This is a genomic window from Streptomyces sp. NPDC025806, assembly GCF_055558275.1.
Window position 1 is genome coordinate 310,974 of record NZ_JBVHMU010000010.1, and the last position, 19,755, is coordinate 330,728.

At 70.4% G+C, this 19,755-nt stretch carries 18 protein-coding genes and 1 riboswitch; of the genes, 7 read left to right on the forward strand and 11 right to left on the reverse strand.

Annotated features, from left to right (window positions below):
* Nucleotides 1–78: 78 nt before the first annotated feature.
* Nucleotides 79–211, reverse strand: a riboswitch (cobalamin riboswitch).
* 48 nt (nucleotides 212–259) lie between these two features.
* From ACZ4E1_RS24295 to ACZ4E1_RS24310, 4 genes are all read right to left on the reverse strand, one after another.
* Nucleotides 260–1,240, reverse strand: a complete 981-nt coding sequence (locus tag ACZ4E1_RS24295; RefSeq protein WP_467542465.1) for a nucleoside hydrolase — start codon at nucleotides 1,238–1,240, stop codon at nucleotides 260–262.
* A gap of 114 nt (nucleotides 1,241–1,354) precedes the next feature.
* On the reverse strand, nucleotides 1,355–2,983 hold the full coding sequence (mctP, locus tag ACZ4E1_RS24300) for a monocarboxylate uptake permease MctP (RefSeq protein WP_467542467.1): 1,629 nt from the start codon (nucleotides 2,981–2,983) through the stop codon (nucleotides 1,355–1,357).
* Nucleotides 2,980–3,276, reverse strand: a complete 297-nt coding sequence (locus ACZ4E1_RS24305) for a DUF3311 domain-containing protein (protein WP_467542469.1) — start codon at nucleotides 3,274–3,276, stop codon at nucleotides 2,980–2,982. Before ACZ4E1_RS24305 ends, mctP begins: the two co-directional genes overlap by 4 nt.
* A gap of 185 nt (nucleotides 3,277–3,461) precedes the next feature.
* Nucleotides 3,462–4,226, reverse strand: a complete 765-nt coding sequence (locus tag ACZ4E1_RS24310; protein ID WP_188336939.1) for a GntR family transcriptional regulator — start codon at nucleotides 4,224–4,226, stop codon at nucleotides 3,462–3,464.
* A 393-nt stretch (nucleotides 4,227–4,619) separates the two neighbouring features.
* Here ACZ4E1_RS24310 and ACZ4E1_RS24315 point away from each other — a divergent pair, with 393 nt between their 5' ends.
* The 4 genes from ACZ4E1_RS24315 to ACZ4E1_RS24330 all read left to right on the forward strand — a co-directional run bounded on the left by ACZ4E1_RS24315 (nucleotide 4,620) and on the right by ACZ4E1_RS24330 (nucleotide 9,382).
* Complete coding sequence (locus ACZ4E1_RS24315) at nucleotides 4,620–5,924, forward strand: sugar ABC transporter substrate-binding protein (protein ID WP_467542471.1); 1,305 nt, start codon at nucleotides 4,620–4,622, stop codon at nucleotides 5,922–5,924.
* A gap of 216 nt (nucleotides 5,925–6,140) precedes the next feature.
* Nucleotides 6,141–7,019: a carbohydrate ABC transporter permease gene (locus ACZ4E1_RS24320; protein WP_467542537.1), complete on the forward strand. Its 879-nt coding sequence runs from the start codon at nucleotides 6,141–6,143 to the stop codon at nucleotides 7,017–7,019.
* Nucleotides 7,016–7,882 (forward strand): carbohydrate ABC transporter permease, encoded by an 867-nt coding sequence (locus ACZ4E1_RS24325; RefSeq protein WP_467542473.1) that lies wholly within the window; start codon nucleotides 7,016–7,018, stop codon nucleotides 7,880–7,882. Before ACZ4E1_RS24320 ends, ACZ4E1_RS24325 begins: the two co-directional genes overlap by 4 nt.
* A gap of 9 nt (nucleotides 7,883–7,891) precedes the next feature.
* Nucleotides 7,892–9,382 (forward strand): glycoside hydrolase family 3 protein, encoded by a 1,491-nt coding sequence (locus ACZ4E1_RS24330; protein ID WP_467542475.1) that lies wholly within the window; start codon nucleotides 7,892–7,894, stop codon nucleotides 9,380–9,382.
* Nucleotides 9,383–9,763: 381 nt separating this feature from the next.
* Here ACZ4E1_RS24330 and nagB read toward each other — a convergent pair whose 3' ends face one another.
* A complete protein-coding gene (gene nagB, locus ACZ4E1_RS24335; RefSeq protein WP_188336934.1) occupies nucleotides 9,764–10,549 on the reverse strand; it encodes a glucosamine-6-phosphate deaminase in 786 nt (261 codons plus the stop codon).
* A gap of 713 nt (nucleotides 10,550–11,262) precedes the next feature.
* Between nagB and ACZ4E1_RS24340 the strand changes: the two genes are divergently transcribed.
* Complete coding sequence (locus ACZ4E1_RS24340; RefSeq protein WP_467542539.1) at nucleotides 11,263–12,729, forward strand: histidine kinase N-terminal domain-containing protein; 1,467 nt, start codon at nucleotides 11,263–11,265, stop codon at nucleotides 12,727–12,729.
* Nucleotides 12,730–12,936: 207 nt separating this feature from the next.
* Here the strand turns inward: ACZ4E1_RS24340 and ACZ4E1_RS24345 are convergent, their stop codons facing one another.
* Together ACZ4E1_RS24345 and ACZ4E1_RS24350 are read right to left on the reverse strand one after the other, a co-directional pair.
* A complete protein-coding gene (locus ACZ4E1_RS24345) occupies nucleotides 12,937–13,194 on the reverse strand; it encodes a WhiB family transcriptional regulator (RefSeq protein ID WP_016639615.1) in 258 nt (85 codons plus the stop codon).
* Nucleotides 13,195–13,513: 319 nt separating this feature from the next.
* On the reverse strand, nucleotides 13,514–14,482 hold the full coding sequence (locus tag ACZ4E1_RS24350) for a diacylglycerol/lipid kinase family protein (RefSeq protein ID WP_399128029.1): 969 nt from the start codon (nucleotides 14,480–14,482) through the stop codon (nucleotides 13,514–13,516).
* Between the two features lie 127 nt (nucleotides 14,483–14,609).
* Between ACZ4E1_RS24350 and ACZ4E1_RS24355 the strand changes: the two genes are divergently transcribed.
* Nucleotides 14,610–15,062, forward strand: a complete 453-nt coding sequence (locus tag ACZ4E1_RS24355) for a hypothetical protein (RefSeq protein ID WP_467542477.1) — start codon at nucleotides 14,610–14,612, stop codon at nucleotides 15,060–15,062.
* Between the two features lie 33 nt (nucleotides 15,063–15,095).
* On the opposite strand, the gene ACZ4E1_RS24360 is transcribed toward ACZ4E1_RS24355, so the two are convergent.
* From ACZ4E1_RS24360 to ACZ4E1_RS24370, 3 genes are all read right to left on the reverse strand, one after another.
* Complete coding sequence (locus ACZ4E1_RS24360) at nucleotides 15,096–16,118, reverse strand: RNA polymerase sigma factor SigF (RefSeq protein WP_467542479.1); 1,023 nt, start codon at nucleotides 16,116–16,118, stop codon at nucleotides 15,096–15,098.
* Complete coding sequence (locus ACZ4E1_RS24365) at nucleotides 16,118–16,531, reverse strand: anti-sigma regulatory factor (protein WP_399128032.1); 414 nt, start codon at nucleotides 16,529–16,531, stop codon at nucleotides 16,118–16,120. Before ACZ4E1_RS24365 ends, ACZ4E1_RS24360 begins: the two co-directional genes overlap by 1 nt.
* A gap of 265 nt (nucleotides 16,532–16,796) precedes the next feature.
* On the reverse strand, nucleotides 16,797–17,057 hold the full coding sequence (locus ACZ4E1_RS24370) for a UBP-type zinc finger domain-containing protein (RefSeq protein WP_467542481.1): 261 nt from the start codon (nucleotides 17,055–17,057) through the stop codon (nucleotides 16,797–16,799).
* A gap of 51 nt (nucleotides 17,058–17,108) precedes the next feature.
* Between ACZ4E1_RS24370 and ACZ4E1_RS24375 the strand changes: the two genes are divergently transcribed.
* A complete protein-coding gene (locus ACZ4E1_RS24375) occupies nucleotides 17,109–18,707 on the forward strand; it encodes a Na+/H+ antiporter (protein ID WP_467542483.1) in 1,599 nt (532 codons plus the stop codon).
* 14 nt (nucleotides 18,708–18,721) lie between these two features.
* Here ACZ4E1_RS24375 and ACZ4E1_RS24380 read toward each other — a convergent pair whose 3' ends face one another.
* Nucleotides 18,722–19,651 (reverse strand): 1-aminocyclopropane-1-carboxylate deaminase/D-cysteine desulfhydrase, encoded by a 930-nt coding sequence (locus ACZ4E1_RS24380; RefSeq protein ID WP_467542541.1) that lies wholly within the window; start codon nucleotides 19,649–19,651, stop codon nucleotides 18,722–18,724.
* Nucleotides 19,652–19,755: the final 104 nt, after the last annotated feature.

Below are 19,755 nucleotides of genomic sequence, written 5' to 3' on the forward strand. Positions count from 1 at the left end.
GCCCGGACGCGCACAGGGGGCGCCCGCGTCACCGGCCCGTTCCGCGAGGCCCTGACGTCTTCGACACCCGGGCCGGACGGCTCGGGTGCACCGTCGGCAGGTCTTCGGACTCACGTGAGGGGCCTTTTGCGGCCTTACGTTCACCGTTGCGGGACAGTTCCGGACTTGCACCGGATTCCCCTGCGACGACAGCGAGAGCGAGCATACATGTTGTGCCCGGGCTTCCGCTCCGGGCCCACATGTTGTGTCGCGGTGAGGGTCAGGCCACCCCGGGCCGCTTCAGGAGCGTCGTCACGAAGTCGGCCGTGAAGTCGCGCGGGCCGGTGCCGAGGGCGACCCGGCCGCGGTGCGCGGTGCGGGCGGCGACGAGCGGGGACTCGGCGTAGTAGGCGCGCGGGTAGTCGCTGTCGTAGGGGATGAACACGGTCTTGCCGCGGGTGAGTTCGCTCGCGCACTCCACGACGACGGTGCCGTCGGCGGCGGTGACGAACGACTCGTCGGCGCAGACCCCGACGGCGAGCGGGTCGTGCAGCGGGCTGCCCGCGGCCTCCGTGTACGCGTCCAGGTAGTAGCGCATCAGGCGGGCGGTGAGTGCCATGCCCTCGCCCGCGTCCTCCAGGACGGCCAGGTGGTCCTTGGTGAAGCGCCAGCCGTGCGTCGCGTCGAGCCCGACCATCGTGTACCGGATGCCCGAGGACACCACGAGGTCCACGGCGTCCGGGTCCGCCCAGGCGTTGAACTCGGCGACCGGCGTGATGTTCCCGGGCACCTCCGCGGCCCCGCCCATGAAGACGAGGTGCTTCACGCGCCGCGCGAAGTCCGGGTCCTCGGTGATCGCGAGGGCCACGTTGGTCAGCGGGCCCGTCGCGCACACGGTCAGCTCGCCCTCGTACCGGCGCGAGAGGCGGAGCATGGCCTGCGCCGAGGACTCGGTCTGCTCGGGCACGCTCGCGTCGGGCAGCCGCTCGGCGCCGAGGCCCTCCGCGCCGTGGAACTCGCCGGCCGCGGAGTACGGCAGCCGGGTCAGCGGGCGCCCCGCGCCCCGGTGCACGGGCACGTCGCCGTCGATGCCGAAGGCGCGGGCCAGGGCGCGGCCGTTGCGGAAGGTCTGGGAGGCGGGCACGTTGCCGCCGACGGTCGTGTAGGCCTTGAGGTCCCACAGGCCGGTGCCGAGCAGGTACTGGAGCGCGACGGCGTCGTCGATGCCGGGGTCGCTGTCGAGGACGATGGGTGCGGTCAAGGGTTCCTCCAGGGCGGGTGGTGCCGATCGACGGGTGGTGCCGACCGTCGGCCACCGTAACGGGACGAGCCCCTCCGGAGTCGGAGGGGCTCGTCCTTCGAGAAAGGTGCGCGGCTAGTGTCCGGCGCCGGTCCCGACGGCCGGGAGCTCGACCTGCACGCCCTTGTCACCGGCGTCGGCCGTGTAGTCCGACGGGGACGTCTCGTCGATGCCGTCCGGGGCCTTGAGCGCCTTCAGGACGAAGGTGAGGACCACGGTGACGACGACGTTCAGGACGAACGCGGTGAGGCCGATGTAGCCGATCTCGCCGATGCCCGGGATCTCCTTGGCGGAGCCGCCGAAGTGCTTCTGCGTCGGCGAGGCCACCCCGTACGCGGCGACCGTGCCGTAGACCATGCCGACGGCCCAGCCGGCGAGCAGCGCCCAGCGGTGGAACCAGCGGGTGAACAGACCGCCGACCAGGGCCGGGAAGGTCTGCAGGATCCAGATGCCGCCGAGCAGCTGGAAGTTGATGGCGACGGTCTTGTCCATGGTGAGGACGAAGGCGAGCGCGCCGACCTTCACCAGCAGGGACACCAGCTTGGAGACCTTGGTCTCCTGGGCGGGCGTGGCGTCCGGCTTGATGAAGTCCTTGTAGATGTTGCGGGTGAAGAGGTTGGCCGCGGCGATGGACATGATCGCGGCGGGGACGAGCGCGCCGATGCCGATGGCCGCGAACGCGACGCCCGTGAACCAGTCCGGGAACATGTCCTCGAACAGCTGCGGGATCGCCAACTGGCCGTTCTGGACCGTGACTCCGGCCGCGATCGCCATGAAGCCGAGCAGCGCGAGCAGACCCAGCATGAGCGAGTACAGCGGCAGGATCGTGGTGTTGCGCCGGATGACCTCGCGGCTCTTCGACGACAGGGTCGCCGTGATCGAGTGCGGGTACATGAACAGCGCGAGCGCCGAGCCGAGCGCGAGGGTCGCGTACGTCCAGGTGCCCTGCGAGCCGGGTGCGAGGGCCCCGACGGGCTTCTCGGTCGCGGGGTTGATCTTCGCGAACTTCTCGCCGGCCGCGGCGAAGATGTCGTCGAAGCCGCCGAGCTTGATCGGGATGTAGATGATCGCGACGGCGATGACGATGTAGATCAGCGTGTCCTTGACGAACGCGATGAGCGCCGGGGCCCGCAGACCCGAGGAGTACGTGTACGCGGCGAGGACCGCGAACGCGATCAGCAGCGGCAGGTCCTTGACGAACCAGTTGGTGCCCTCGTCGCCGCCGACGCCCATGACGTCCAGGACGGCCTGGATGCCCACGAGTTGGAGCGCGATGTACGGCATCGTGGCGAGGATGCCGGTGATCGCGACGGCCAGGGACAGGCCCTTGGAGCCGAAGCGTCCGCGCACGAAGTCCGAGGTGGTCACGTAGCCGTGCTTGTGCGAGACCGACCACAGGCGCGGCAGGAACGTGAAGATCAGCGGGTACACGAGGATCGTGTAGGGCACCGCGAAGAAGCCGGAGGCGCCGGCCGCGTAGATGGCCGCCGGGACGGCGACGAAGGTGTACGCGGTGTAGAGGTCGCCGCCGAGCAGGAACCAGGTGATCCAGGTGCCGAACGAGCGGCCGCCCAGGCCCCATTCGTCGAGGGACGCCTCGTTCTCGGCGCGCCGCCAGCGGGCGGCGAGGAAGCCCATGACCGTGACGGCCACGAAGAACAGGATGAAGACGGTGAGTGCGACACCGTTCACGCCGTCGTTCACGCGCCGGCCCCTTCCTGGGAGGCCGCAGCGGCCTGCTTACGGGACGCCTGGTCGTGCTTCCACAGCTTGTACGCGATCATCGTGAGCGCCGTCGAGATCAGCACCCAGAGCATCTGGTACCAGTAGAAGAACGGGATGCCGATGAACGCGGGGTCCACCTTGGCGTAGGAGCTGACCCAGAGCATCGCCACGAACGGGGCGATGAGACACAAGGCCACCACGACACGGAGCGGGGTCACCGTCCGCGTGTCTGCTTGCCGCGCTGGTCGCGCGGCTTCCGGCGCATTGGACATAGAGCGGTTCCGTCCCCTCGCTGGCCCTATTTATCTCGGCTTAACGTCCGGGAAATCTAAGCGAGAGTCTCGCCTCATGGAACCCTTGTCCGGATAACGGACGCACCGATGCCGTACTGATATCAACTACCCGGCACCGGTGGGCCATATGTGAGAAATGCGGAGGTGGGTGGCGTGCGCCGGACTCAGTCCATGGGGCGCTTGAGGCGCGCCACGAACTTGTACCGGTCGCCCCGGTAGACCGAGCGCACCCACTCCACGGGCTTGCCCGAACCGTCGATCGAGTGCCGGGAGAGCATCAGCATCGGCAGGCCCACGTCGGTGCCGAGCAGTCCGGCCTCGCGGGGTGTGGCCAGCGAGGTCTCGATGGTCTCCTCGGCCTCGGCGAGCCGGACGTCGTAGACCTCGGCGAGCGCGGTGTAGAGCGAGGTGTACTTCACGAGGCTGCGGCGCAGCGCGGGGAAGCGCTTCGCGGACAGGTGCGTGGTCTCGATGGCCATCGGCTCGCCGCTGGCCAGGCGCAGCCGCTCGATGCGCAGGACGCGCCCGCCGGCGGAGATGTCGAGCAGCCCGGCGAGGGTGTCGTCGGCCGTCACGTACCCGATGTCGAGCAGCTGCGAGGTGGGCTCCAGGCCCTGGGCGCGCATGTCCTCGGTGTAGGAGGTGAGTTGGAGTGCCTGCGACACCTTGGGCTTGGCGACGAAGGTGCCCTTGCCCTGGATGCGCTCCAGACGGCCCTCGACGACCAGCTCCTGAAGGGCCTGGCGGACCGTGGTGCGGGAGGTGTCGAACTCGGCGGCGAGGGTGCGCTCCGGGGGGACGGGGGTGCCGGGCGGCAGGGTCTCCGTCATGTCGAGGAGGTGCTTCTTCAGGCGGTAGTACTTGGGCACACGTGCGGTACGGACAGGCGCCCCGCCCTCGTTCTCCGCACTGCTGACGTCGGTGCTCATGCTCCGCCTTCCCGGCTCCGGTGCCGATGCGACCGATGCGTCCGCCGGTCACGGCTCACATCGTGGCACGGCTCGCCCCGGGGTACTCCCGCACGCTCCGTGATCCCTTCTTATATCGTCCGGCGCCCCTCTGGTCTAGTCCACCCCGCCGGATGGGCGAACGGGGTCAACGGCCGTGCTCCGAGGGGTGGGTGTCGTTCCGGTAACGGACCCACAGTCCCTTCACAACCACCCTTGACAGCCCCATTGGTCTGGTCCAAGCTCCCCGTACTGGTCTACACCATTAGTGGCCAGGTCCCAGTCCCATCAGCCGTATCCGCGTACGTGCTTCGCGTACACGCCGTATGTCATCGCTGTGGGTGGGGGGTTGCAGGCATCCCTGAGGAGGGTGACATGAAGCGCAAGCTCATCGCGGCGGTCGGCGTCGCGGCCATGATGACCGGGGTCGCGGCCTGTGGGGGCGACGGTGGCGACAACGCCGGCAAGGACCCGAAGGACCGCACCGGCTCGGTGACCGTCTGGCTGATGGTGGACGCGCAGAGCACCTGGCCCGAGCTGGTCAAGGACGTCAACGCCCAGTTCAAGAAGAAGTACCCGAAGGTCAAGGTCGACATCGCCTACCAGCAGTGGGCGGACAAGGCCAAGAAGCTCGACACCGCCCTGGGCGGCGACAAGTTCCCCGACGTCGTCGAGCTCGGCAACACCGAGACCATGCAGTACATCCTCAACGGGGCGCTCGCCGAGATCGACCCGAAGAAGTACGACAACAGCGACAGCTGGATCAAGGGCCTCACCGACACCTGCACCTTCGAGGGCAAGCAGTACTGCGTGCCCTACTACGCCGGTGCGCGCGTCGCGATCTACAACAAGGACATGCTGAAGGCGGCCACCGGCTCCGACACGCTGCCCACCGACGAGACCGCGTTCCTCAAGGCGATGGACCAGGAGACGGCGAAGCAGGGGAAGAAGGACAAGCGCTTCTCCTCCCTCTACCTGCCGGGCCGCTACTGGTACGCCGCCATGTCCTACGTCGCCGCGTACGGCGGCCAGATCGCCCAGTACGACGAGGGCTCGAAGAAGTGGAAGGCCAGCCTCTCCGACCCGAAGGCGCAGGAGGGCATCCAGCACTTCATCGACCTCGTCAAGAAGTACAACAAGGGCGACATCACCAAGGACGAGCAGGACCACGCCAATGTGATGGCCAACGAGAAGGCCGGCGTCCTGTACGGCAACGGCTGGGAGGCCGGCTCCGTCATCGACGGCAAGGCCAACGGCAACCCGAAGCTGAGGGACAAGATCGCCACCGCCGCCATGCCCGGCCCGAACGGCAAGACCCTGCCGTCCTTCATCGGCGGCTCCGACCTCGCGGTGACGCAGAAGTCGAAGAACGCGGACCTCGCCGAGGACTGGATCTCCATGTTCACGAGCGAGAAGTCCGAGGAGGTCCTCGCTTCCAAGAACATCCTCCCGAACAACACCAAGCAGCTCCAGCCGCTGAAGGACAAGCCGGAGACGGCCCCCGTCGCCAACGCGGTCGAGAGCGCCTGGTTCACGCCGATCGCCCCGGGCTGGACCGCGATCGAGAAGGAGGAGGTCCTGAAGAACATGCTGCTCGACATCCTCAAGGGCAAGTCCGTGGCCGACGCGACCAAGGCCGCCGACGCCAAGATCGACGAGCTGATCAACAAGGAGTCCTGAGCCCTCGGGCTCCGGATGAAGGGCGGGGCCGGTTCACACGATCCGGCCCCGCCCCTCGTCTCCCTTTCGCCGAGCACGAGAAAGGTCAGCCACGTGACTGCCGCCGACACCAAGGCCGCCGGGCCGCCGCTCAGCGCAGCGGACACCCCGGAAGGGGGGACGGCCCACCCGAGCCGCCCCGCCGGCACCGGCCGCCCGAAGCGGAAGAAGGGGGCGCTGCTCCCTTACCTCCTGATCCTGCCGGCGATCGTCGCGCTGGCCGCCGTCTACGCGTACCCCCTGGTCAAGACCGTGATCATGTCCTTCCAGGACATGGGACGGCGCGAGCTGTGGACGGGCGAGAGCCCGCCGTGGGTCGGCTTCGACCAGTTCACCAACATCCTGGGCGACGCCGAGTTCTGGCACGTCACCCTGCGCACCGTCGTCTTCATGGCGGTCTGTGTCGTCGCCACCATGGCGATCGGCCTGCTGATCTCGCTCCTGATGATGCGGCTGTCCACCTGGGTGCGACTCACCCTCACCACGGCCCTCATCGCCGCCTGGTCGATGCCGCTGCTGGTCGCCTCGTCGATCTTCCGCTGGCTCGCCGACTCCGACTACGGCCTGGTCAACACGGTCATCGCCAAGTTCGCCGGCGACGACTGGCTCGGCCACAACTGGTTCCTCGACCCGCTCCAGGGCTTCACCGTGATCGCCGCGCTCGTCGTCTGGGGCGCGATCCCGTTCGTCGTGATCACCCTCTACGCGGCCCTCACCCAGGTCCCCGGCGAACTGGAGGAGGCCGCCCAGCTCGACGGCGCCAGTGCCTTCGGCGTCTTCCGCTTCGTCACCTGGCCGGTCATCAAGCCCGTCTTCATCATGGTGACCACGCTCTCCGTGATCTGGGACTTCAACGTCTTCGGCCAGATCTGGCTGCTGCGCGGCAACAAGCCCGAACCGGACTACGAGACCCTCGGCCTCTACTCCTTCTCCAAGGCGTTCACCTCGACGTCCTTCAGCCAGGGCACCGCCATCGCCCTGGTCACCGTACTGATGCTGTCCGGCGTGGCCGTGTACTACCTGCGCCAGCTCATGAAGACAGGAGAGGTCGAATGAGCGCCTCCACGCCGACCCACCCGCAGGGCCTGCGGCCCGACCGCAAGAAGACGAAGCTCGGCTACAACGTCCTCGGCCTCGTCATCGCCGTCGTCATGGCCTTCCCCGTCTACTGGCTGATCATCTCGGCGCTGCGCCCCAACCACGAGATCCGCTCCTACGACCAGACGCTGTGGCCCTCGTCGATCACCTTCGACAACTTCGCGCGCGCCGTGAAGCAGCCCAACTTCGTCACCGCGATCCAGTCCAGCCTCATCATCTCGATCACCGCCGTCGTCGGCGGCATGATCATCGCGACCCTCGCGGCACTCGCCGTCGGCCGCTTCCGCTTCACCGGCCGGCGCGCCCTGCTGATGGTCCTCATCCTGGTCCAGATGCTGCCGCCGACCGCGATGCTCATCCCGATCTACGCCCAGCTCAACGCGATGGGCGGCCTCAACGAGTACTGGGGCGTCATCGTCGTCTACCTCGTCTCCACGCTGCCCTTCGCCACGGTCATGATCCGCGGCTTCGTGGTCAACATCCCCGTGGAACTGGAGGAGTCGGCGATGGTCGACGGCTGTACGCGCATGGGCGCGTTCCGCCGCATCATCTTCCCGCTGCTCGCCCCCGGCCTCGCCGCCTCGTCGATCTTCGCGCTCGTCAACGCCTGGAACGAGTACCTGTTCGCGTACATCCTGATGAACGACGACTCGAAGTACACCCTGAACGTCTGGCTCATGACGTTCACGACGGAACGGGGCACCGACTACGGCGCCCTGATGGCCGCGTCCACGATGATCGCCCTGCCGGTGGTGGTCTTCTTCATGTTCATCCAGAAGAAGATGGCCACAGGTCTCACCTCCGGCGCCGTGAAGGGATAACGCACCCCGATGACATACCGGTCGACACTCGCCCACGGAACCGACACGCTCACGCGGGACGCGCTGACGGTCCTGCAGCCCGGATTCACCGGCACCACCGCCCCCGACTGGCTGCTGCGGCGCCTCGGCGAAGGCCTCGCCTCCGTCGGCCTGTTCGGCCGCAACATCGCCACGCCCGCCCAGCTCGCCGCCCTCACCGCGCAGCTGCGGGCCGAGCGCGAGGACGTCCTGGTCGCCATCGACGAGGAGGGCGGCGACGTCACCCGCCTCGAAGTCCGTACGGGCTCCTCGTTCCCCGGCAACCACGCGCTCGGCGCCGTCGACGACGCCGGACTGACCCGCGCGGTCGCGCACGAACTCGGCCGCCGCCTCGCCGCCTGCGGCGTCAACCTCAACTGGGCGCCCTCCGCCGACGTCAACGCCAACCCCGACAACCCCGTCATCGGCGTCCGCTCCTTCGGCTCCGACACGGACCTCGTGTCCCGCCACACCGCCGCCTACGTCGAGGGACTCCAGGCCGCCGGGGTCGCCGCCTGCACCAAGCACTTCCCCGGGCACGGCGACACGGGCGTCGACTCCCACCACGACCTGCCCCGCATCGACGTCGGCCTCGACGTCCTGCACGCCCGCGACCTCGCCCCGTTCCGCGCGGCGATCGCGGCCGGCAGCCGCGCCGTGATGAGCGCCCACATCCTGGTCCCGGCCCTCGACCCGGACCGCCCGGCGACCCTCTCGCGCCGCATCCTCACGGGCCTGCTCCGCGAGGAGCTCGGCTACGACGGGCTCATCGTCACCGACGGCATGGAGATGCAGGCCATCTCCGCGACCTACGGCATCGAGCGCGGCAGCGTCCTCGCGATCGCCGCCGGCGCCGACGCCATCTGCGTGGGCGGCGGCCTCGCCGACGACGACACCGTGCTGCGGCTGCGCGACGCCCTGGTCGCCGCCGTGCGCTCGGGCGACCTCTCCGAGGAACGGCTCGCGGACGCGGCCGCCCGCGTACGGTCCCTCGCCGGCTGGACCCGGGACCGGGCCGGCGCCGCGCAGGGCCCGGCGGACACCGAGGTCGGCCTGACCGCCGCGCGCCGGGCGCTCACCGTGACCCGCGCCGCCGACGCCGCGCCGGTGTCGGGACCCGTACATGTGGCGGCCTTCACCCCGGTCGCCAACATCGCGGTCGGCGACGAGACCCCCTGGGGCGTCGCCGCCGAACTGGAGCGGCTCCTGCCCGGCACCACGACCGGGTCCTACACGGGCCCGGACGCGGGGGAGAAGGCCCTCGCCGCCGCGGGGGACCGGCGCCTCGTCGCCGTCGTCCGCGACGAGCACCGGCACGCCTGGATGTCGGCGGCCCTGGACACCCTCCTGTCCGCCCGCCCCGACACCCTGGTCGTCGAGATGGGCATCCCCCAGGCCCCGCCCCGGGGCGCCCTCCACATCGCCACGCACGGAGCGGCCCGCGTCTGCGGCCTCGCCGCGGCGGAGGTGATCGTCCGGTAACGCGGCGTCGATCGCGTCCTGGGTACGCGTCCGGTCGACCCCGCCTTGGGCAGAACCCCGGCCTCGGGATGCGCTCAGGGCGCCCTGGCCTCGGGCCTGCGCCCAAGCTCCGGGTACGTACCCGGTCGGGTCGACCTAGCCTTGGGCAGTCTGCCGCCTGGGGCGGCACGGGTGGGCAAGGCGGCACCCAGGTGCCGGGTGCGCGATTCATCGGGCCTTGGTTACAGCGCCGCCGCCGTAGGGGTCGCCGATCGTCGCCGGGTGCGCCACCGTCGTGGCTGGTCGCGCAGTTCCCCGCGCCCCTTACGGGGCGCAGCACAGATGCCGGTCACCCCCACTTCGGGGTGACCGGCATCGGCGTACGAGAAAGCGCTCGGGGCTCTACAGCCCCTGCCACTCCGGCTTGTTGGCGAAGGTGTGGCGGAAGTACTGGGTCAGCTTCAGCTTGGACGCGGCGCCCTCGTCGACGACCACCGTCGCGTGCGGATGCAGCTGGAGCGCGGAGGCCGGCACGACCGACGCCACGGGCCCCTCCACGGTCGCGGCGACCGCGTCGGCCTTGCCCTCACCCGTGGCGAGCAGCACCAGGTGCCGCGCCTCCAGGATCGTCCCGATCCCCTGGGTGATGACGTGCCGCGGCACCTGGCTCAGGTCCCCGTCGAAGAACCGGGCGTTGTCCGCGATGGTCTGCTCGGTGAGCGTCTTGATCCGGGTCCGCGACGCGATCGAGGAACACGGCTCGTTGAACCCGATGTGCCCGTCCGTACCGATCCCGAGCAGCTGCAGGTCGACCCCGCCGGCCTCGGACAGCGCCCGGTCGTACGCCTCGCACGCGGCCTGCACGTCCTCCGCGCTGCCGTCCGGCCCCATGAACGCGTCCGCGTCGAGCCCGAGCGGCTCCACGACCTCGCGCAGCACCGTCGCCCGGTACGACTCGGGGTGCCCGGTGGGCAGGCCGACGTACTCGTCGAGCTGGGCGATCCGCGCCCGCGAGGCGTCCACCTCACCGGCCCGCACCTTGGCCGTCAGGGCCTGGTAGATGGGCAGCGGGGTCGAGCCGGTGGCCACGCCGAGCAGGGCGTCGGGCTTGCGCCGCAGCAGCTGGGCCATCGCCTCGGCGATCAGCTCGCCGCCTGCCTTGGCGTCCGGAACGATCACAACTTCCACGCTGGGCCTGCCGTTCTGGTCAGAGGGGAACTAGTGGTATAGACCAATCTAGCAGAGCGGGGCCCCGCCGGACAGGCGTTCGGCGCGGATGTCCGGCCCCTTCGTCCACCTGCTCCGACCATGCTCCGCGCTGCGCGTGACGTCGGCATGTCGAGCGTCCGGCACCCCCGCGCACCCGCTCCGCGATGACGGCATGGCTACGAATTGAACTCACGGCTCCCGGTAACCGTGGGAAAGGGCGTACGTTGGACCAGGCGTACTTTTGAGTAACCCTGGAGTGCGCCCCCGGGGGAGGGGGCGTGACGGGGCGCCGCGAACAAACCCCCGCCGACGCATGGACACGACCAAATGGTCTAGTCCACAATGCGAAGTGCGAAGAACAAGCAGTGCGAACGAGCACTGCGAAGAACAAGTCCAGAGACTTCCGCCCTCCCCGCACAGGAGGACGGACAGAGGAACCGCCGCTCTCTGCCCTGACTGCGACGGATCCTCGATCGGCACCCGGGACCGCACACCCGGAAGCCGGTGCACCTGAAGGGCTGCGGTGCCAGGGAACGGGTTGAGGGTCCCGCCCCCCGGCGCCGCGGCCCGTCGGTGTTTCCAGGGCCTACGGGGCCGCTGGAGACCGTGGGGCTCCCCGGCCCCCTTTTCCGGCCCGGCCGACCGATTCGGGACCCCGCTCACCGCCGGGTACGCTCGGCCTCGTGCCCTCCATGAACGATCTCGTCCGCCAGCACACCGCCCTCGGCGACTCCGACCTCGAGTGGCTGCACCTGCTGGTCTCGGAGTGGCAGCTGCTCTCCGACCTCTCCTTCGCCGACCTGGTCCTGTGGGTCCCCACTCGTGACGGCACCCGGTACGTCTCCGTCGCGCAGATGCGGCCCAACACGGGCCCGACCTCCTACCAGGACGACATGGTCGGCCACCTCGTGCCGCGAGGCCGCCGCCCCATGCTGGACGCCGCCCTGGACGAGGGCCGCATCGTCCGCGAGGGCGACCCCGAGTGGCGCGAGGAGGTCCCGGTCCGGGTCGAGTCCATCCCCGTACGCCGTGAGGGCCGCGTCCTTGGCGTCATCGCGCGGAACACGAACCTGCTCACCGTCCGCACTCCCTCGCGGCTCGAACTGACCTACCTCCAGTCGGCCTCCGACCTGGCGCAGATGATCGCCGCGGGCTCCTTCCCGTTCCCCGGCCAGCAGGTCGACATGGACGCCTCCCCGCGCGTGGGCGACGGCCTGATCCGGCTCGACGCCGACGGGGTCGTCCAGTACGCCTCGCCGAACGCGCTGTCCGCGTACCACCGCCTCGGCTTCCAGGCCGACCTGGTCGGCCACCACCTCGGCTCCACCACCGCCGAACTGGCCCCGTCCCGCGGCCCGGTGGACGAGGCCCTCGCCAAGGTCGCCAGCGGCTGGGCGCCCCGCGAGTTCGAGATCGAGGGCGAGGAGGGCTCGATCCAGCTCCGCGCCATCCCGCTCAAGCCCAAGGGCACCCGGATCGGCTCGCTCGTCCTGCTGCGCGACGTGACGGAACTGCGCCGCCGCGAGCGGGAGTTGATCACCAAGGACGCCACCATCCGGGAGATCCACCACCGGGTGAAGAACAACCTGCAGACCGTCGCCGCGCTGCTGCGCCTCCAGGCCCGGCGCATCGGCGACGACCGGGGCCGCGAGGCCCTGGAGGAGGCGGTCCGCCGGGTCGGCTCCATCGCGATCGTCCACGAGACGCTGTCCCAGAACCTGGACGAGCGCGTGGAGTTCGACGAGATCGCCGACCGGGTCCTCGCGATGGTGGCGGAGATCTCCCCGGGCCAGGTGACCGGCCGGCGCACCGGCCGCTTCGGCATCCTGGACGCCGAGGTGGCGACCCCGCTCTCGATGGTCCTGACCGAGGTCCTGCAGAACGCGCTGGAGCACGGCTACCGGCAGGGCGACACCGGCACGGTCGAGGTCGGAGCCGTCCGCGGCGGCACCACCAAGGAAGCCCGGCTGCTGATCACCGTGCAGGACGACGGCGTCGGACTGCCCGAGGGCTTCGACCCGAAGAAGGCCGGCAACCTGGGACTCCAGATCGTGCGCACCCTGGTCGAGGGCGAGCTCGGCGGCACCTTCGACATGGTCCCCGCACCCGAGCGCGGCACCCGGGTCGTCCTCGACATCCCGGTGAACTCCAGCAAGTAGGACCCCACGCGCAGGACGTGACGCTGCGCACACAGCAGTGAGCCCCGGACCGTCGGAACGGTCCGGGGCTCACTGCTCGCGTTGCTCGGGTCATGTCCCGGGCTGAGCCTGGGGGAGCATCGGGGGTACTGCGCGCTGCGGCTCGGGGGCGGGAGATGCGTACGCGATGTACGCGCCGCCGGGCTCAGGCTCGAACGGGGTGGGGAATCAGGCGGAGGCCTGACGGGCCCGGTTGCGGGCGGCGCGGCGCTTCATCGCGCGGCGCTCGTCCTCGCTGAGGCCACCCCAGACGCCGGAGTCCTGGCCGGACTCGAGCGCCCACTGCAGGCACTGCTCCATGACGGGGCAGCGGCGGCAGACGGCCTTGGCTTCCTCGATCTGCAGCAGCGCAGGACCGGTGTTGCCGATGGGGAAGAAGAGCTCGGGGTCTTCTTCGCGGCAAACGGCGTTGTGACGCCAGTCCATGGCTGCTACCTCTCCTTGGTATTACGTGCAAGTTGCTTGTGAATGTGAACGCTTTCACGAATCCCTCAACAAGTGAAGGGACGAACGTCACATGTGCGACGGCTGTCCGTTGCTTGGAGGAGGGGATTCGGGCTCTCTGTGGGGCCGATGTTGCGGGCCGTCCCGAGCGCCATGTAGAGATTCGCAAACCTCGGCGGCGGATACAACCCCTTCAGGAAAGTTTTTTTTGATTCCTCGGTGTCGCCTCGGTCACAGCCGTACTTCCATGGGGTGGAGCCCAGCCCAAACGTTCGAGATAAAGGACCAAGGGCCCTTCCACTCACACAATCACACGCAGTGCACGGCGAACGCCTGTGAACGTCACGCTCGTGCGCAGCCCCAGGTGGTCGCCGTCCATCTGGAGGGGCAGGGGCACCTTCGAATGCAAGGTGAAGTCGGTGAGGTCGTGGAGCGTGACCGCGTTCTTGCCGCGGGGTCCCCGCTCGGGCGTCGAGGCGAGCAGCTGGCCGCCGTAGCGGGCCACCGCCGGGGTCGACAGTTTCTTGAGTCCGAGCACGTCAAGGCCGGTGTCGAACGACGCCTGGGGCGTCGGATACAGCGGCCGGTTGCCCAGGAACGACCACGGTGAGGTGTTGCTCACTATGGAGACCACGAGATCCGTGACCGGGTCCTCGCCCGGGCGTTCGAGCGTGATCGTGCCGTGCCGGCGGTCCGGCTCCCCGAGGAACTGGCGCACCACCTGTCGCACATACAGGGCGTGCGTCGAACGCTTGCCCCGCTCCCGCTGCTGCTCGACCCGGCCGACCACACCCGCGTCGAAGCCGAGCCCCGCGCTGAAGGTGAACCAGCGGGACGGCACCGCCTCGTCCTCCGTGCCGGGAGTGCCGGCGGCGAGCCCCAGACCCACCGTCCGCTGCCGGCCCTCGCGCAGGGCGTCCAGGAGCTGGCCCGTGGCCTCCACCGGATCGTTCTGCAGGCCCAGGGCGCGGGCGAAGACGTTCGTGGAGCCGCCGGGGACGACCGCGAGACCGGGCAGCCGGTCCAGATCGGGGCCCGCGTGCAGCAGCCCGTTCACGACCTCGTTGACCGTGCCGTCGCCGCCGAGGGCGACGACCAGCTCGATGTCCTTGCTCTCCGCGGCCTGCCGTCCGAGGTCCCGGGCGTGCCCGCGGTACTCGGTCGTCACCGCCTCCAGCTTCATCTCGCTGGCGAGCGCATGGATGAGGACATCGCGCGTGCGCGCACTGGTGGTGGTTGCCGCCGGATTGACCACGAGGAGTGCACGCATGCAAGGCAGGGTACCTAGCGACCTCGACCGGGCCCAGACCGAGGTAGGAGTCGGGTAAGAGCGCGGGCCCCGGCGGGCGCGGGGGACGGCCTCGGGAACGCGGGCGCGCGGGGGCTACTCTGCAAAGGTGACCTCAGAGCAGAACCCCGCCCCCGAGACGACCGCGCCGGCCGAGCCCCGCCCCGGCCGGCTGACCGCCGCCGCGGCCCTGGCCGGACTCGAAGGCGCCGCACTCGTCGTGGGCGGCGCCTACATGCTGGTCGCCGCGCTCACCGGACACCCCGACAACCGCCAGCAGGCGGTCACCGGCGGCGTCACCCTGATCGTGCTCGCGCTGCTGCCGCTGCTCGCCGCGCGCGGCCTGCTCGCGCTGAAGAGCTGGAGCCGCGGGCCCGCGATCATCACGCAGATCATGGCGCTGCCCGTCGCCTACACGCTGGGCCAGAGCGGCGGCGTCGCCCTGCCCCTCGGCATCGCGCTCGGGGCCGTGGCGCTCACGGCCCTCGTGATGCTCGTCAACCCGGCGACCACCGTCGCGCTCGGCATCCGCATGCCGGGCAGCGCGAAGGGCCCGGAGTAGACCCCGAGCCCTTCACCCACGTACGCCGGTCCCCTACTCCTCCACGAGGAGCTTCTCCCGGAGCTGGGCCAGGGTGCGGGCCAGCAGGCGGGAGACGTGCATCTGGGAGATGCCGACCTCCTGGGCGATCTGCGACTGCGTCATGTTCCCGAAGAAGCGCAGGAGCAGGATGCGCTTCTCGCGCGGAGGCAGGTCCTCCAGGAGCGGCTTGAGGGACTCGCGGTACTCGACCCCCTCCAGGGCCTCGTCCTCGGCGCCCAGGGTGTCCGCGACGGCCGGTGACTCGTCGTCCGTGTCGGGGACGTCCAGGGACAGCGTGGAGTACGCGTTGGCCGACTCCAGGCCCTCCAGGACCTCCTCCTCCGAGATCCCCAGCTTCTCGGCGAGCTCGTGGACCGTGGGGGAGCGGCCGTGCAGCTGGGACAGCTCGGCCGTCGCCGTGGTCAGCGCGAGCCGCAGCTCCTGGAGACGGCGCGGGACGCGCACCGCCCAGCCCTTGTCGCGGAAGTGCCGCTTGATCTCGCCGACCACCGTCGGGGTCGCGTAGGTGGAGAACTCCACCCCGCGCTCCGGGTCGAAGCGGTCGACCGACTTGATCAGACCGATCGTCGCGACCTGCGTCAGGTCGTCCAGCGGCTCGCCGCGGTTGCGGAAGCGGCGCGCCAGGTGCTCGACGAGCGGCAGGTGCATGCGCACGAGCCGGTTGCGCAGATCCGCGTACTCGGGGCTGCCGTCCTTCAGGGCGCGCAGCTCGAGGAACAACGCCTTGGCGTTGCTGCGGTCCCGGGGATCGCGCGTGCCCTGCTGCTCACCCTGTCGCTGTTGGTCGCTCATCCATCCCGCCCGTCGCGCGTCCGATCCACCGGGGCCCCCAAGAGTCTCGGCCCCGGAGGACGGCGCCGCCTGCTGTGCCCCGTCGGCCGCCGGGTCCTCCGGGTGCGGCCGGGCCTGCTGCTCAGGGATGCCGGTGGCCAGCCGCCGGATCCCGCCCGTGCCGTCGGCCGGGAGATCTCGTGTGCCGCTCTTGTCGTCCCGCACCGGACCACCCCCGTCCATCACGCCGGGCCGGGGCCCGCGCCGCGCTTCTTGTAGAGGCTGATCGAGACCGTCCGGTCCTCGGCGACCGAGGACTCGACCTGGCCGGCCAGGGCGGAGAGGACCGTCCAGGCGAAGGTGTCGCGCTCCGGGGCCCGGCCGTCCGTGGTCGGGGCGGACACGGTCACCTCCAGGGAGTCGTCCACGAGGCGGAACACGCAGCTGAGCACCGAGCCCGCGACAGCCTGCTGGAGCAGGATCGCGCAGGCCTCGTCGACCGCGATGCGGAGGTCCTCGATCTCGTCGAGGGTGAAGTCCAAACGCGCTGCCAGACCGGCCGTGGCCGTCCGCAGCACCGACAGGTAGGCACCCGCAGCCGGCAGCCGGACTTCCACGAAGTCCTGATTCCCGGGCTCGCCTGCGATCTGGGACACCCTCACCTCCAAGGTGGTACAAGCACTTTCGGGCTCCGGAGGACGATCCCCCCGGGTGATGCGCCACGTATATCTGCGGTGACGCTACCGCGCGCCCGACTCTCCTGTCCCGGGGACCCCCGGCCCGCTGCTGTCACTCATAGTAAGCCTACGGGTACGGACAGTGGCTAGAGGTGGGGCGGGCTCAATTGGAAAGAGCGGGCGCCGCATTGACGTACCCAGGCGCCGACCCCTCGAACCGCCCGGCGGGCGCGGATCCTGGGGATCACACGAGAATCGAGTCGACGAAGCACCAACGCCAGTCCTCACCAGGCTCGAAGGTGCGCATGATCGGGTGCCCGGTGTCCTTGTAGTGCTCCGTCGCGTGCCGGAACGGCGAGGAGTCGCAGCAGCCGACGTGACCGCAGACCAGGCACAGGCGCAGTTGCACAGGGTGACTGCCCAGGGCCAGGCACTCCAGACAGGTCTCGCTCAGGGGCGCCGGTTCCGGCTGCGGCAGCGCGTCGACGTGCGGGCACTCGTACATGATGGCCAGGTTACGACGGGCACGGCACGCAGGCCGGGCGGAAGGCAGGTCATGGACGTATTGCCACTGGTGGGGCTGGTCGCGGCGAGTGCCGCGGTGGCCGGGGTGGCGCGCAGGACACCGGTGCCGGCGCCGCTCCTGCTCGTCGCGGTGGGGCTCGTCGCCTCGTACGTCCCGGGCGTTCCCGAATACGTGCTCGACCCGCACGTCGTGCTGCCGCTGATCCTGCCGCCCCTGCTGCACACCGCGGCCCTGGAGAGCTCCTATCTGGACCTGAGGGCCAACATCCGGCCCGTGGCGCTCCTGTCGGTGGGCTACGTCCTGTTCGCCACCGTCGCGGTCGGCTGGCTCGCGTACCAGCTGATCCCCGACCTGCCGCTGACCGCCGCGCTCGTCCTGGGCGCCGTGATCGCCCCGCCGGACGCCGTCGCCGCCACCGCCATCGCCCGGCGCGTGGGACTGCCCTCGCGGATCACCACCATCCTCCAGGGCGAGTCCCTGGTGAACGACGCGACCGCGATCACCGCCTACAAGGTGGCGCTCGCCGCGGCCGTCGGCGAGGGCGCGAGCTGGGCGGGCGGCATCCGGGAGTTCCTCGTGGCGGCCGTCGGCGGCGTCGGCATCGGCCTTCTCCTGATGGTGCCGCTGCACTGGCTGCGCACCCACCTGAAGGAGGCGCTCCTCCAGAACACGCTGTCCCTGCTGATCCCGTTCGTCGCCTACGCCGTCGCCGAACAGTTCGGCGCCTCCGGGGTGCTCGCCGTCGTCACCGTGGGCCTCTACCTGGGACACCGCTCCTACCAGGTGGACTTCGAGACGCGTCTCCAGGAGGCGGCGGTCTGGAAGGTGGTCGCCTTCATCCTGGAGTCCGCGGTCTTCGCCCTGATCGGGCTCCAGTTGCGCGTCGTCCTGAAGGGGCTCGGCGAGTACAGCGTCGGGCAGGCCGTCTGGTACGCGTTCGGCGTGTTCCTCTTCGTGGTGGTGATCCGCTTCGTGTGGTCCTATCCGGCCACCTACCTGCCGTGGTGCTTCTCGTCGCGCATCAGGGAGCGGGAGAGCGACACCGACTGGAGACGCCCGCTCATCGTCAGCTGGGCGGGCATGCGCGGCGTCGTGTCGCTGGCCATCGCGTTCTCGATCCCGCTCGTCACGGACGACGGCGAGCCGTTCCCCGCGCGGAACCTGGTGCTCTTCCTGACCTTCACGACCGTCATCGGCACGCTCGTCGTGCAGGGGCTCACGCTGCCGCCGCTGATCAAGCTCCTCAAGCTGCCGGGCCGGGACGTGCGGGCCGAGACGCTCGCCGAGGCGCAGGCGCAGAACGCGGCGTCCACGGCGGCCGAGGAGCGCGTGGACGAGCTCATGGAGGACCAGCGCAACTGCCTGCCCCAGCCCCTCCAGGACCGCCTCCGGACCGTCCTGGAGCGCCGCCGCAACGCGGTGTGGGAGCGACTGGGCCAGACCAACCCGGTGACCGGGGAGTCCGCCGACGACACCTACCGGCGGCTCGCCCGCGAGGCGATCCAGGCCGAGCGCGAGGTGTTCGTGAAGATGCGCGACGAGCGCCGCATCGACGACGAGATGCTGCGCATCCTGCTGCGCCGCCTGGACCTGGAGGAGGCGGCGGCCTACCGCGAGGTCGACGACTGAGACGACTGAGACGACTAAGTCGGCTGGGGTGGGTGGGTCGGCTGAGCGGGCTCCGGTGTGTCGGGCGCCCCGGTGATCACCGCCGCCACGGTCGTCCCCGGCGCGAACGCGCCCTCCTCCGTCAGCACCGTGAGGGCGTGCAGCATTTTGGCGACATAGAGCCGCTCGACAGGCAGCCCGTGGCGCTGCTCGAACTCCTCGGCGAAGGCGTCGAGTCCGGCGGGCACACGCGCGTACCCGCCCCCGTGGAACCGGTCCGTCACCTCCCACGCCCCGCGCCGCCCGCCGAACGCGGCCGTCTGCAGCGCCTCGACCTCACCGCTCAGGAACCCGCCCTTGAGCACGGCCACCCCGAGCGCCCGCTGCCCCTCGTCGAGCCCCGCCGCGAGGCCGGCGAGCGTCCCCCCGGTCCCGCAGGCGACGGCCACGACATCGGCCCGCCCGCGCAGCTCGCGCCCGAGCTCCACGCAGCCCCGCACCGCGAGCGCGTTGCTCCCGCCCTCCGGCACCACATAGGCACCCGTGGCCCCCGCGTCGTCGAGCACCCGGGCCAGCACCTCGGGCTCCCGCTTCGATCGATACGTAGATCTGTCGACGAAGAACAGGCGCATCCCGTCCGCCGCGCACCGCCGCAGCGACCGGTTCAACGGCTGCTCCGCGAGCTCGTCGCCCCGGACGACACCGATCGTGGGCACGCCCAGGAGGCGGCCCGCGGCGGCCGTGGCCCGCAGATGGTTCGAGTACGCGCCCCCGAAGGTCACGATCGCGCGCCCGCGCGCCTGAGCCAGGTTCGGCGCGAGCTTGCGCCACTTGTTGCCGACGAGGTCCGGGTGGATCAGGTCGTCCCGCTTCAGGAGCAGGCGTACGCCGCGGCGCGCGAACCGCTCGTCGTCGACCTCGGTGAGGGGCGAGGGCAGCCGGGGCGGCTGGCCGGCGCCGGTCAGGGTGCTGGTCGGGGGCGGCGTCGGCGCGGGGCCGGCTGGGTTCGGGCGGGGCACCCGGCCATTGTCGGACACAGGTCCGGGCGCCCGCCGCCGCGGCCCGCGCC